At 63.5% G+C, this 12,836-nt stretch carries 14 protein-coding genes; 8 read left to right on the top strand and 6 right to left on the bottom strand.

From position 1 onward, the window contains the following. Window positions 1-75: 75 nt before the first annotated feature. Window positions 76-1,326 carry a M20 family metallopeptidase gene (locus tag ABG82_RS26585; RefSeq protein WP_043078327.1) on the top strand — a complete coding sequence of 417 codons (1,251 nt, stop codon included), beginning with the start codon at window positions 76-78 and terminating at the stop codon, window positions 1,324-1,326. On the opposite strand, the gene ABG82_RS26580 is transcribed toward ABG82_RS26585, so the two are convergent. Genes ABG82_RS26580 through ABG82_RS28390 form a run of 4 tightly spaced genes read right to left on the bottom strand, consistent with a single transcriptional unit; the run spans window position 1,286 to window position 4,037 of the window. Continuing rightward, window positions 1,286-2,137, bottom strand: a complete 852-nt coding sequence (locus ABG82_RS26580; protein WP_052511038.1) for an HpcH/HpaI aldolase/citrate lyase family protein — start codon at window positions 2,135-2,137, stop codon at window positions 1,286-1,288. The genes ABG82_RS26585 and ABG82_RS26580 overlap by 41 nt on opposite strands. A gap of 26 nt (window positions 2,138-2,163) precedes the next feature. Continuing rightward, window positions 2,164-2,814, bottom strand: a complete 651-nt coding sequence (locus ABG82_RS26575) for a thioredoxin domain-containing protein (RefSeq protein ID WP_043078329.1) — start codon at window positions 2,812-2,814, stop codon at window positions 2,164-2,166. A gap of 22 nt (window positions 2,815-2,836) precedes the next feature. Then, window positions 2,837-3,328, bottom strand: a complete 492-nt coding sequence (locus tag ABG82_RS26570; RefSeq protein ID WP_043078330.1) for a Dps family protein — start codon at window positions 3,326-3,328, stop codon at window positions 2,837-2,839. 46 nt (window positions 3,329-3,374) lie between these two features. After that, entirely contained in the window at window positions 3,375-4,037 is a 663-nt protein-coding gene (locus tag ABG82_RS28390) for a TetR family transcriptional regulator (protein WP_052511039.1), read from the bottom strand. A gap of 56 nt (window positions 4,038-4,093) precedes the next feature. On the opposite strand from ABG82_RS28390, the gene ABG82_RS26560 reads away from it, so the two are divergent. The 5 genes from ABG82_RS26560 (at window position 4,094) to ABG82_RS26540 (ending at window position 10,546) form a co-directional block, all read left to right on the top strand. Continuing rightward, window positions 4,094-4,954 (top strand): SDR family oxidoreductase, encoded by an 861-nt coding sequence (locus tag ABG82_RS26560; protein WP_043078331.1) that lies wholly within the window; start codon window positions 4,094-4,096, stop codon window positions 4,952-4,954. A gap of 64 nt (window positions 4,955-5,018) precedes the next feature. After that, entirely contained in the window at window positions 5,019-6,617 is a 1,599-nt protein-coding gene (locus tag ABG82_RS26555) for an acyl-CoA carboxylase subunit beta (RefSeq protein ID WP_043078332.1), read from the top strand. Then, window positions 6,614-8,584 carry an acetyl/propionyl/methylcrotonyl-CoA carboxylase subunit alpha gene (locus ABG82_RS26550; RefSeq protein ID WP_043078333.1) on the top strand — a complete coding sequence of 657 codons (1,971 nt, stop codon included), beginning with the start codon at window positions 6,614-6,616 and terminating at the stop codon, window positions 8,582-8,584. Before ABG82_RS26555 ends, ABG82_RS26550 begins: the two co-directional genes overlap by 4 nt. A 16-nt stretch (window positions 8,585-8,600) precedes the next feature. Then, window positions 8,601-9,758 (top strand): acyl-CoA dehydrogenase family protein, encoded by a 1,158-nt coding sequence (locus ABG82_RS26545; protein ID WP_043078334.1) that lies wholly within the window; start codon window positions 8,601-8,603, stop codon window positions 9,756-9,758. Between the two features lie 14 nt (window positions 9,759-9,772). After that, window positions 9,773-10,546 (top strand): enoyl-CoA hydratase family protein, encoded by a 774-nt coding sequence (locus ABG82_RS26540; protein ID WP_043078335.1) that lies wholly within the window; start codon window positions 9,773-9,775, stop codon window positions 10,544-10,546. A 15-nt stretch (window positions 10,547-10,561) separates the two neighbouring features. Here ABG82_RS26540 and ABG82_RS26535 read toward each other — a convergent pair whose 3' ends face one another. After that, the gene (locus tag ABG82_RS26535) at window positions 10,562-11,422 is read right to left on the bottom strand and encodes a sigma-70 family RNA polymerase sigma factor (protein ID WP_043078336.1); all 861 of its coding nucleotides are present in this window, start codon (window positions 11,420-11,422) and stop codon (window positions 10,562-10,564) included. Window positions 11,423-11,498: 76 nt separating this feature from the next. Between ABG82_RS26535 and ABG82_RS26530 the strand changes: the two genes are divergently transcribed. Together ABG82_RS26530 and ABG82_RS26525 are read left to right on the top strand one after the other, a co-directional pair. Further along, window positions 11,499-11,795, top strand: a complete 297-nt coding sequence (locus ABG82_RS26530; RefSeq protein WP_043078337.1) for a hypothetical protein — start codon at window positions 11,499-11,501, stop codon at window positions 11,793-11,795. Further along, window positions 11,795-12,157, top strand: coding sequence for a DoxX family protein (locus ABG82_RS26525; RefSeq protein WP_043078338.1), 363 nt, complete (start codon window positions 11,795-11,797; stop codon window positions 12,155-12,157). Before ABG82_RS26530 ends, ABG82_RS26525 begins: the two co-directional genes overlap by 1 nt. On the opposite strand, the gene ABG82_RS26520 is transcribed toward ABG82_RS26525, so the two are convergent. Further along, complete coding sequence (locus tag ABG82_RS26520; RefSeq protein ID WP_043078339.1) at window positions 12,154-12,777, bottom strand: TetR/AcrR family transcriptional regulator; 624 nt, start codon at window positions 12,775-12,777, stop codon at window positions 12,154-12,156. The genes ABG82_RS26525 and ABG82_RS26520 overlap by 4 nt on opposite strands. Window positions 12,778-12,836: the final 59 nt, after the last annotated feature.

The following is a 12,836-nucleotide window of genomic DNA, read 5'->3' as shown; positions in this document are numbered from 1 at the left end:
GTTCGAGGGTAGGTGCTGAAAAGCGCCGTATTGTCGGTACCGAGCCTTAGCACCTCACAGAGCCTGGGAGGCCGAATGCCGATTACGTTGCCCGACAACTGGGCTGACCATGTGGACGACTTGGCCGACTTCTATCGCGATCTGCATCAGAATCCGGAATTGTCGTTCCAGGAGTATCGAACCGCCGGAAAAATCGAGGAGGCCATCGCGCCCCTCGGGCTTGAGGTGACGGCGGGTGTCGGCGGCACCGGGGTGGTTGCCGTGCTGCGCAACGGACCTGGTCCGGTGGTCTGGTTGCGGGCCGACTTCGACGCACTGCCCGTGCTGGAGCAAACGGGCCTTTCCTATGCGAGCACGGCCCGCGCTACCGATCCCGACGGCAAGGACGTTCCCGTCATGCATGCGTGTGGCCACGATATGCATGTCGCCGCTCTGGTGGGCACGTTGCGGCTGCTGAATGAACTCAAGCCGACGTGGTCGGGAACGGTGGTCGCGGTGTTCCAGCCGGCCGAGGAAGTGGGCGGCGGCGCGAACGCGATGATCGCCGACGGCATCCTCGACCGATTCCCCAAACCCGAGATCGTCCTAGGCCAGCACGTCGGTCCGCTTCCGGCGGGCATGATCGGTTACAAGACGGGTACCGCCCTTGCGGCCTCGGACTCGTTGAAGATGCAGCTCTTCGGGCGGGGTGGCCATGGCTCGCAACCGGAATCGACGATCGATCCGGTAGTGATGGCATCGAACGTGGTGCAGCGTCTCCAGACGATCGTTTCGCGCGAGCTGTCGCCGTTCGAACCCGCTGTGGTCACCGTCGGCTATCTACACGCGGGAGCGAAGGACAACATCATCCCCGACGACGCCGAGCTCGGCATCAATGTCCGCACCTTCAACGAGGACGTCCGGAAGAAGACATTGGCCTCCATCACACGGATCGCGCAGGCGGAGTCGGCGGCATCTGGCTCCGAGAAGGAACCGGCGGTCACATCGATGCACACGTTCCCGGTCACCGTCGTAGATGACGCCGCGATGCAGGCGATAGCCGCGGTGTTCCGTGAGCACTTCGGCGCCGAACGGATACTGGAGTCTCCGAGCCCGCTGGCGGGCAGCGAGGATGTCGGAGTCTTCGGGACCACCGCAGGCGTCCCCACCGCGTTCTGGTTCTGGGGAGGCTACGAGCAACAGCGCTTCGAAGACGCGGCAGCGGCCGGAAAGCCGGTGCCGTCCAACCACTCTCCCGAATTCGCGCCGGTGCTCGAACCCACACTCGTAACGGGGATTGAGGCGCTCACCGTGGCGGCGTTGTCCCGGCTGACCGCTCCGAGCTGATCAGTCCGAGCATCTTGGCCCGTTCCAGGATGATCCGGGCGCGGTTGAGCCGGGGCAGATCACTGCCGTCTTTGGGCTTTCCGCCCTGGCTGTTGAAGCGCTCCACGAAGTCCTGTGCCCACGAAACGTCTTCATCGGACGGGCTCAAGCCCTTGTTGATGGTGTCGGCATCGGATGAGTGCAGGGCGAGCTTTCCGGTCATGCCCATGCGGCGTGCCAGCGCAACTCCTTGGGGCAGGTCAGCAGGATCGCGTGTCGGGCCGTCGATAGGCCCAGGGAGATGCGCGGCGCGTGAGGCCACCACCAGTTGAGAACGGCTGTACGCCAGCGCCAGTGGGTCTTGCTCGACGCCGATGTCAAGCGTGTAGTCGTTGACGCCGAAGGCGATGCGAAAACAGGGGCGGGCGGCGGCGATGTCGTGCACGCGGGAGAGCCCGCGCGCGGTCTCGATGAGCGCGATCACCGGAATTTCACCGCCCAGGCGATTGGCAGTGTCCCACATATGATTTCCACCCTCGGTTTTGGCGAGGACTACGCCCTTGAGGCCGTGGGCGTCAGCGAGTGTTCGGCAGTCGGCGGACCAGAAATCGCTGGAGGCGTCATTGACACGCACCCATGCCCGACCGCCGGAGTTGAGATATTCCAGCACGCGTGCCCGTGCTGGCTCTTTCTCATTGGGCGCGACGGCATCTTCCAGATCCAGGATTACCTCGTCGGCACCCGTGGAGGTAACGGCGGCGTCGAGATCGGGCTCCCGGGATGGATTGACCAGCAGCCATGAGCGTGAAACCTTCGAATTCACTGTCACCACACCAGTATTGCGTAGAGTTATCGACATTACCGAGGGATGCGGCTCAGCCAGTTGGATTCTCCGTCGACGGGCTGACCATTGATGACAACCATGGGTACGCCGGATTTGGGGAATGCGCGTAACAGCGGCAGGTTACTCGCCGCGATGACGCGGCCGTCAAACGGGACTGGCAGCCCGAGCCGGATCAGATCTTGTGCGGCCTGGGGCGCGTTGACACGCTCGGCCAGTGTTGCCAGCTGGTCATTGCCCAAGTCGGTATCCCCTTCTTCCTGGGGCTGCTGATCCTTCGCGTAGATCTGTCGGATAAACCGCCAGGTGACATCGCTTGAGCGCGATTGGTCGGCGACCACAAAGCTGGCGTAGATCGCACGAGTGTCGTATGTGCCGCTGGCCGAGTACTTATCGAGGAAATCCACGAATCGAAGGTTGATGTGCAGCTTTCCGGATTCGATGCGCCGACCGATTTCTTCGCCTTGGTCTTGAACCATCTTCCCGCTGTACGGGCACAGCGGGTCGAGATAGAGATCGACCTGTCCGGGCGCTTCGGGGTTGCCGATAGACAACACATCGCCCGCGGGCACCGATTCGGCCGCACGGGCCACCGCGACACTGGGAGTCCAGACCAGGACCGCGGTGGCCAGACCGATGATCATCGCAAGACGTTTCACTGCGTGCATCGGTCCATCATCGCGCAGTCGGCTACACCTTGCGGTTCTCGGATGCGATCAGCCAGGCCAGCTTCTCCAGCCCATCGATCAGCTGGTGCAGGATGTCGGCTGTGGTGGGATCTTCGTTGTCCACCTCGTCGTGTACGGCGCGCAGCGTATTGACCGCGGCCTGAATCCGGATGGTGATGAGGTCCACCACATCGCCGGTGCTGCGCTCATACGGCGGGAATTGGGGCAGTGAGGTGCTGGCCGTGACGGTGTCCGACCGGCCGTCGGGCACGGCATACAGGGCACGCATGCGTTCGGCGATGGTGTCGCTGCCTTCGCGAGCGAAGTCGACCAGCTCATCCAATTGCAGATGCAGATCGCGGAAGTTGGTGCCGACGACGTTCCAGTGCGCCTGCTTGCCCTGCAAGTGAAGCTCGATCAGGTCCACGAGGACGCGTTGCAGGTTGTTCGACAGCGTCGGCGAGGCGCTGAAGTGCTTGACATCGGATTCTGAGAGACGGGCTGTGTTCGTCATGTCAGGTACAACAGCATTAATTTGGATCTATTCCAGATTGGTGTCTCTAGGTGCCTGTGCCCGCGATCCCGTTGAGCAGTACCCCGGCGCAATGCTCGGCGAATCGTTCGAGCAACTGGTCGTCCAGCTGCTCTCCCGCGAGCGGCAACCAGCTCTTGGCGGCGAACAGGAATTCGCACATGCCCACCGTTGTGAAGAACAACAGGTTGGAGTCGACGTCGGCGCGAAATTCGCCGGCGGTGACCCCCTCTGCGACGAGATCTCGGTAGAAGTCGAGCGTGGGCGCCGCGAAACGTTCTGTGACGGGCCGTGTTTCGGGCTCAGTGGCCGCCAGTATCTCGCTGATGTGTTGTGCGTACGGGTATCGCACAAAGTTGGCGATCATGCCGCGGACATGCTTGCGCAACTTTTCCGTCGGTGACAGGTCGGAGGCGGCGAGATTGCGCAGTTCTTCCAGCACGTCGTCGGTTGACCGGTACAACAGGGCATTCAACAGCTGGCGCTTGCCGCCAAAACAGTAGCTGACCATCCCGGCCTGCATCCCGGCCCGCGCGCAGATCTGGCTGACGGATGGTTCGGCCCCGCCGGTCTCGATGAGCAACTCATGGGTCGCCTGCAGTAAGCGCTCCCGGGAGGCGTCCGCGCCTCGTAGCGGCTCGGGCTCGTCGGGTGTGCGGAACTTCCGGCGGATATCGGCGGACGGGTTCACTCGATGAGTATGACACGGTGTTGACACTGTTTGAATGATCGTGCAATCTTCCTTGCATGATCGTTCAGGATGGTCAATCCGGGCCGCCGCGCTCCGTCCTGGTGCCGGATCTGTTGGCGGGAAAGGTGTGCGTCGTGTCCGGGAGCGGCAGTGGACTGGGGCGAGCGGCGGCACTGGAGATGGCACGCGCCGGTGCGACGGTTGTGGGTTGCGGGCGGCGAGCCGACCCGATCGAGGCCACGGCCGAGATGATTCGAGCTGCTGGCGGCCGAGCGGACGCGCGACCGCTGGACATTCGCGACCCGGACGCGGTCGACGAGTTCTTCGACGGTGTGTTGGAAGAATATGGCCGCGTTGATGTTCTGCTGAACAACGCCGGCGGTCAGTTTCTCTGCCCAGCCGAGAACATCACCCCGAAGGGGTATCGCACGGTCATCGAATTGAATGTGCTCGGTACCTGGCACATGACTCATGCGGCCGCCACCAAGGCAATGATCCCGCGGGGAGCGGGCCGGATTCTCAGCGTGACGTTGTCACCGCATCACGGATTTCCGTTGATGACCCATACCGGAGCGGCGCGCGCCGCCGTGGAATCCATGACGCGGTCGCTTTCGATCGAATGGGCTCGCTACGGAATCACCTTGTGTGCCTTGGCGCCCGGGACGATGGGTACGGAGGTTTTCAACACCAAGTACCCGGCCCAGTACCGAGCGATCGTGGAACAGAGCCAGCCGCTCACCCGAGTGGGTACCGAATGGGAGTGGGCCAACTTCGTCACCTACATGGCGGCGGATGTCGCGGGTTTCTTCACCGGTTGCGTGCTCACGATGGATGGCGGCCGCGACAACTTCTCGAGCAACTTTCCGACACCGGCGATGGGCGCCATGGCCGGCTTACCCAGTGAGGAACGGAAATGACCGTCATGGGGTGCGATCCACTGTGGTGCGCGCGCATATCAGGGCAATCGAAGGGGCATGACGCATGAGTGTGCTGGCGACGGCGGTGGACACCTCATCGGACGCTTACCGCATCAATCGGGAGGCGATGCTGGCACAACTCGCCATCGTCCGGGCCGAGCATGACAAGGCGGTGGGCGGCGGTGGCGAAAAGTACATCGAGCGCCACCGCAAGCGCGGCAGGATGTTGGCGCGGGAACGTATCGAGCTACTCATTGACGAGGATTCGGCTTTTCTGGAATTGAGTTCACTTGCCGGGTGGGGCAGTGGATTCCACGTCGGTGGGAGTCAGATCACCGGTATCGGTGTGGTCTGCGGCGTGGAGTGCGTTATCGGCGCCAACGACCCAACCGTCAAGGGCGGCACCATGAATCTGTACAGCCTCCGTAAAGGTCTGCGGGCCATGGATATTGCCTTTGAAAATCGGATGCCGCTGATTCAGATCGTGGAATCGGGTGGTGGTGATCTGCCGGGACAGAAGGATTTCTTCGTGCCCGGCGGGCGCTCGTTCCGGGATATGACCCGGATGTCCGCCGCCGGTATCCCGACGATCTCGATAGTGACCGGCAATGCCACCGCGGGCGGTGCCTATGTGCCCGGTATGTCGGATTACGTCGTCATGGTGAAGGAACAATCGAAGGTGTTCCTCGCTGGCCCGCCGCTGGTGAAGATGGCGACGGGCGAGGAATCCGATGATGAAACCCTGGGTGGCGCCGATATGCACGCCAGGACATCTGGGCTCGCGGATTACTACGCGGTGGACGAGGTAGATGCCTTGCGACTCGGGCGCCAGATTGTGTCCAGGCTCAACTGGCGCAAGCTGGGCCCCCCGCCGTCGGCCACCGCGCCGCCTCCGGTCCATGATCCCGAAGAGCTTCTCGGACTTATCCCCTCCGATCCCAAGCAGCCCTTCGATCCTCGCGAGGTGATTGCGCGCCTGGTCGATGGCTCGGAGTTCGACGAGTTCAAGCCGCTCTACGGGACCAGCCTTGTTACCGGCTGGGCACGTGTGAACGGGTATCCCATCGGAATCCTGGCCAACGCACGGGGGGTTCTGTTCAACGAGGACGCCCAAAAGGCAACGCAATTCATCCAGTTGAGCAATCAAAGTGATACGCCGCTGTTGTTTCTGCAGAACACCACCGGTTACATGGTGGGCAAGGATTATGAGCAGCGCGGCATGATCAAGCACGGCGCGATGATGATCAATGCCGTCTCGAATTCGACTGTCCCGCATATCACTGTCGTGATGGGTGCATCCTACGGCGCAGGCAACTACGGAATGTGTGGCCGCGCCTACGATCCCCGTTTCTTGTTCGATTGGCCGAATTCGCGTACCGCGGTGATGGGCGGGCAACAGCTCGCCGGGGTGCTCTCGATCGTCGCGCGCCAGGCCGCCCAGGCAACCGGTAAGCCATATGACGAGGCGCACGACGCGGCGGTTCGAGCGGCGGTAGAGCAGCAGATCGATAGTGAGTCACAGGCTCTGGTGATTTCGGGCCTGCTGTACGACGATGCCGTCATCGATCCCCGCGACACCCGCGCCGTGCTCGGTATCGCGCTATCGGCGATCCACAATGCTCCCGTCCGTGGGGCCGATCGATTCGGAGTGTTCCGGCCATGACAGTGCGTGCCCTCCTGGTTGCCAACCGCGGTGAGATCGCGCGGCGCGTGTTCCGTTCCTGCCGAGATCTCGGAATATCCACCATCGCATTGCATTCGGATGCCGATACCGGCGCGCCGTACGTGCAAGAGGCGGATGCGCGGGTCCGTCTCGCGGGCAACACGCCCGCGGAGACCTACCTGCGCACCGATCGGGTAGTCGCCGCTGCTTTGCAGGCCGGTGCGGATGCGGTGCATCCCGGCTATGGCTTCCTATCTGAGAACGCGGACTTCGCGAGGTCGGTAATCGGCGCAGGTCTCACCTGGGTGGGTCCGCCGGTCGAGGCCATCGAGACCATGGGTTCCAAGATCGAGTCGAAGCGGCAGATGGCTGCGGCGGGGGTGCCAGTGCTTGCCGAACTGTCACCGGATGCTGCCACCGAAGCCGACCTGCCGGTTCTGATCAAGGCATCCGCCGGCGGTGGCGGCCGGGGCATGAGAGTGGTGCGCTCTCTGGATGCGTTGCGGGGTGAGATCGAGCTGGCAAGTGCGGAGGCGCAATCGGCTTTCGGCGATGCCACCGTGTTTTGTGAGCCGTATCTGGAAACCGGTCGCCATATCGAGGTTCAGGTAATGGCCGATATGTATGGAACGGTGTGGGCGGTAGGCGAACGCGAATGCTCGATACAGCGGCGCCACCAGAAAGTGGTCGAGGAAGCCCCGTCGCCTCTGGTTGAGCGTGTCGACGGCATGCGCGCCAAGCTGTTTGAGGCGGCATGCACGGCCGCCCGCGCCATCGACTATGTGGGTGCGGGCACGGTCGAGTTCCTGTCGGATGACACTGGCCGGTTCTACTTTCTGGAGATGAACACACGGCTGCAGGTCGAGCATCCCGTCACCGAGGCAACGACGGGATTGGACCTGGTGGCGCTGCAGATCGATATCGCCGAAGGCGGCCGACTGGCTGCCGAACCCCCGGCTGCCCGCGGCCACGCGATCGAGGTCCGCTTGTACGCGGAGGACCCCGCCGCGCAGTGGCAGCCGCAAACCGGCACCCTGAGTCGATTCGAAATACCCGGCGTGGTAGCGGAATTCGAGAATTCTACATACGGCATCCGGCTCGATTCGGGTGTGGTGGACGGGTCTGCCGTCGGTGTGTATTACGACCCGATGCTGGCGAAGGTGATCGGGTTCGCCCCGACCCGGCCGGCGGCGGCCCGAGCACTCGCGCGGGCGCTGCACCGCGCCCGAATCCACGGAATGATCACCAACAGAGATCTGTTGGTGCGGGTGTTGCGGCACCCGGCCTTCCTGGCGGGGGACACCGATACCGCGTTCTTTGATCGGCACGGGTTGGAGACGCTTTCAGCTCCGCTCGCCGATCCGGAGACGCACACGTTGGCGGCCTTGGCGGCCGCGCTGGCCGATGCCACCCTGAACCGGGAGGTGTTGTCCGTGCAGCCCGGAGTGCCCACGGGTTGGCGAAATGTCACCAGCCAGCCGCACCGCAAGTGCTACTCGGCGGCAGGGAAATCGGTCGAGGTCTGCTATCTCTCGGGCCGAGACGGATTTGCCGCGGTGGACCGTGACGACGTACGGGTGGTCGCTGCCGCACCGGCGGAGGTGGTTTTGGAGGTCGCAGGGGTGGCCCATGCCTTCTCCGTCGCACGCTACGGAGACCTGCGCTGTGTCGATTCCGCGCTGGGTGCGGTGATGCTCCATCGTGAGAGCCCCTTTCCCGATCCCAGCAGTGTTGCCGCACCGGGATCATTGCTTGCTCCGATGCCTGGCACCGTGGTTCAGATCGCGGTCGGCGCGGGCGATCAGGTGGATGCCGGCCAGCCGATCCTCTGGTTAGAGGCCATGAAGATGCAGCACCAGATCAATGCTCCCGTCGCGGGCGTGGTCGCCGAGCTGCCGGTTCGGATCGGCCAACAAATGGAATTGGGCGCCGTACTCGCGGTCGTCGAATCAACCGAGAATCAGTGAAAGGGAGCTGTTAACAGTGGATTTCAGCGAAACCGACGAACAGATCGCACTGCGCCATGCGGTATCCAAACTGGCGCAGAGCTACGGTCCGGAATATTGTCTACCCCGGTGCCGTAGTCGTGAGCCCTTGCGTGAACTGTGGCAGGAAGCGGGCCAACTGGGGTTCCTCGGAGTAAACCTTCCCGAGGAGTACGGCGGCGGTGGCGCGGGCATGTACGAGTTGACGATCGTTTACGAGGAGCTCTCGGCCCAGCTGTGCGGCTTGCTGATGATGGTGGTCTCGCCCGCGATCGCCGGCACCATCATCACGAGGTTCGGCACGGACGAGCAGAAGTCATACTGGTTGCCGGGTATGGCCACCGGCGAGAAGATCATCGCCTTCGGTATCACCGAACCAGACGCCGGGACCAACTCCCACAACATCGCCACGGTGGCTCGCCGGGATGGGAGCGACTGGTTACTCACGGGCCGTAAGACATTCATCTCCGGTGTCGACCAAGCAGACGCGGTCCTGATTGTCGCGCGCACGGAGGACGCCAAGACCGGCAAGCTCAAGCCCGCACTGTTCTTGATGCCCACGGACAGTCCCAACCTCGTCAGACATCGCATCGAGCTGGACCTGGGATTGCCCGACAACCAGTTCGCGCTGTTCCTCGACGATGTACGTCTACCATCGCATGCCCTTGTCGGGGAGCATGATTCAGCGCTGTGGCAGCTTTTCGCAGGCCTGAACCCCGAACGTCTCATGGTCGCCGCGGGCAGCGCGGGCGTCACCCGCTACTTCTTGGACAAGGCTGTCGGATACACCAAGACTCGCTCGGTGTGGGGCACGCCCATCGGCGCACACCAAGGACTCGCGCATCCGCTGGCACAGATCAAGATCGAGCATGAGCTGGCCAAACTCATGCTGCAGAAGGCTGCCACCGTCTATGACACGGGCGACGATCTGGCGGCTGGCGAGGCGGCCAATATGGCCAGGTTTGCGGGAGCTGAGGTTGCCGCTCGTGCGAATCAGCAAGCCGTGCAATCCATGGGTGGCAACGGGCTTGCGGCCGAACACGGTATGGCCATGATGCTGAGCATGACCGCGCTCGGCCGCATCGCTCCCGTCAGCCGCGAGATGGTGCTCAACTACGTCGCCCAGAACAGCCTGGGCCTGCCCAAATCGTACTGAGGAAGGGAACCATCATGGCTGTATATGCGGAACTCGTTCACTATCAACGGGACCGGGGCATCGGTCGGATAGAGCTGGACTCACCGCACAACCGCAATGCACTCTCACGTCAGCTGACCGCCGAACTGGGCGAGCGCCTCGCAGAGGCCTCGTCGGACCCGCGCGTCCGCGCTATCCAGCTGACGCACACCGGGCCCGTCTTTTGTGCGGGCGCGGACCTGTCTGAGATGAAGTCCGGAGTCAAGTCGACGGACTCGATGATCGCCCTGCTACGCGCGATCGTCGAGGCGCCGAAACCGGTGGTCGCCACCCTCGATGGCCACGTGCGTGCGGGCGGGCTGGGGCTGGTCGGTGCGGCAGACATCGTCCTGACGGGGCGGTCGTGTTCGTTTGCGTTCAGCGAAGTCCGGATTGGGGTGGCACCGGCAATGATCGCGCTCACCACCATGGGTCGCATGTCCGAACGTGCGGTGAGCCGCTACTACCTGACGGGTGAGAAGTTCGACGCCGCGACCGCGGCGCGGGCAGGCTTGATCACGGAGGTGGTTGATGATGTGACCGCTGCGGCTGAGGCCCTGTTCGACGAGCTGCGACTGTGCTCGCCGCAGGCCCTTGCCGCGTGCAAGCCCGTCACCACCCAGGCGCGCCGCGCGGCATTCGACGCGCAGGCAGATGAGCTCGCCGCCATGTCGGCTCGCCTGTTCAACTCTGGCGAGGCGAAGGAAGGCATGCTTGCCTTTCTCGAAAAGCGCAGTCCCAGTTGGGCAGTCGAGTACAGCAGCGCCTAAGTACGTCGGTCGGTTCTACGGGATCTGGCCTTGCGGCACCGACAGCTCGACACGCCCGGCCGCGTATGGGGCGATGTTGATTCCCGTGACCAGTCCGTCTCGGGTGTCCATGTGGATGACGGCGAGGGGATGGCCGCCCGGTGCGATGACGGCGCCCGGCCGTCCGTCGACGAGCAGTGCTGTTGCCACCGAAATGCGCTCGATGAAGGAGCGTGTCTCCTCGGCGACCGCCCGGGCTCCGCGCACGAGTGTGGCGGCGCCGCTGGGGATGAGCGCACGATCAACTGTGCGGACTACATCGGGCGCCATCAGAGTGATCAGCCGCTCGATGTCGCCGCCGCGGGCCGCCGACAGGAAGGCCTCCACGATCTCGAGTTGATTCTCGGTCTCGCGGGCACTCTCGGGGTCCGCGTCGCTGAGCCGTATCCGAGCGCGGCTGGCGAGCTTCTTAGCCGAGGCGGCCGTGGTGTCGAGCACGGCGGCGATGTCCTCGAACGGTACGGCGAACAGATCGTGCAAGACGTAGGCGATGCGCTGCTTGGGGGAGAGTTCGTCGAGCACCACCAGCATCGCCCGTGAAACCTCCTCACGGCGCAGGAAATCCTCGTCTGCGGCCAGCTGTGTTCCGGGGATGTGTTCCGCGGTGAGTGGAATCTCGCCGTGGCGCTCGCGGACGCGGAGCTGATCCAGACACAGACGCGCGGTGACTGTGGTGAGCCACCCGTCGAGGTTATCCACCGATTCCAGATCTGCGGCCTGGGCGCGAATCCAGGCCGCCTGCACCGCGTCCTCTGCGTCGTGGTGCGAACCCAGGATGCGGTGAGCGATGGACAGCAGCCGCGGACGTGCCGCGTCGAATTTTTCGATGAGACCCACGGGGAGGTCACCTTTCCGTCATGCCGGTCGTCAAGAGGGGTGAGGTTAGCGAATCCGACTAGATAGGAGGGCAAATATGAGCGTACAGATGGTCCGGTTCAGCACAGCGGCGGAACAGATCCAGGAGGTGGAGAGTGCCATCGCCGCGCTGTTCACGGCGGTGGGTGCGGCCGCACCGGAGGGCATGACGTACACCGCGGGCAGGGTGGGCGATGGTCCCGATTTCGTGTTTATGCTGCAGTTGGCTGACGGCGTAGACAATCCGCTGCTCGGCATCCCCGCTGCACTCGACTTTCGCTCGAAGGTCACGGGTTGGGCCGGAGAGCCCGTTGCACCCCAACCTTTCACGGTGCTGGGAAGGTATGAGGGCTGATGTCCATACTCGAAGGCGGCCTGCTGGTCGCGACGGTCCTGTGCGTTATCGCCAATGGATATGAGGTGGCTGCCAAGGCGGTCAAGGCGGAAGCCGTGCTCAAGAACTCGGGAGAAGTGGGGCTGGCGCCACGCTGGCTTCCGTATCTTGCGGTGATCGAGGGCGCCGGGGTAGTGGGCCTTGTCATCGGCCTTGCCGGTGTGAAGGTGCTCGGTCTTGCGGCGGCAATTGGCTTGGTGGTGTTCTTCGTTGTCGCCATCGCCGTCCACATCCGCGCCAGGGTGCTGTACAACATCGCGTTCCCAGCCGTATTCCTGGCGCTGGCGGTCGGGTCTGTGGCGTACTTCGCGCTACCCGCCTAGGCCTGCGGCGCGTAGGTCTGCAGGTATGCGGTGATCATGCCTCGTAGCTCTTCGATGATGGCTTCGTCCCCGGTCGGGGAGCGCTGGAAGGCGACATCGAAGAGCCGGTCGCCGGCTTCAAAAGCCAACTGGAGGACAAGCACTGGTGTTTCGGCGCGGATCAGCTCCGCATCGAGCAAGAGGCGCCACAGCTGTTCGGCCCATGCCGCATCGGGTGAAGGGGAGAGGCCTCTCGTCGCGTCGCGCCCCACAAACCAGAGTTGAACGAGGCTGGGATGCGCCCGGAAGTAGGCAAGCAACGGATTGACGCTCGCCTCGACCGCTTCTCGCAGGGTGCGCGGAGGGTGATCTTGAATCGCTGACCGCACGCTTTCGTTGAGCGCGGTCAAGTGACGTTCGAGGAGCGCGGCGTCGACTCGGTGCCGGTCCGCGAAGTAGTGATACAGCGATGCGGTGGGAATGCCGGCGCGCTCGCCGATCGCCTTGAGCGTGGCGGCCGAGTAGCCCTGCGTGCTGTGCAGATCCTCGGCGGCATCCAGGATCGCCTGAACCCGCTCGATACCGCGGCGTTGTACCGCGGTGGAGCGTGTCGTCGTCGGTGCAGCATTGTTCTCGATCACGATTCGAGATCGTACGGGCTATCTGTGATCCACTCTAACTCGAATTCGAATCGAAATCG

This window comes from Mycobacteroides immunogenum, from assembly GCF_001605725.1.
Taxonomy (GTDB): Bacteria; Actinomycetota; Actinomycetes; order Mycobacteriales; family Mycobacteriaceae; genus Mycobacterium; species Mycobacterium immunogenum.
This window is presented reverse-complemented; position numbering and strand designations above follow the sequence as displayed.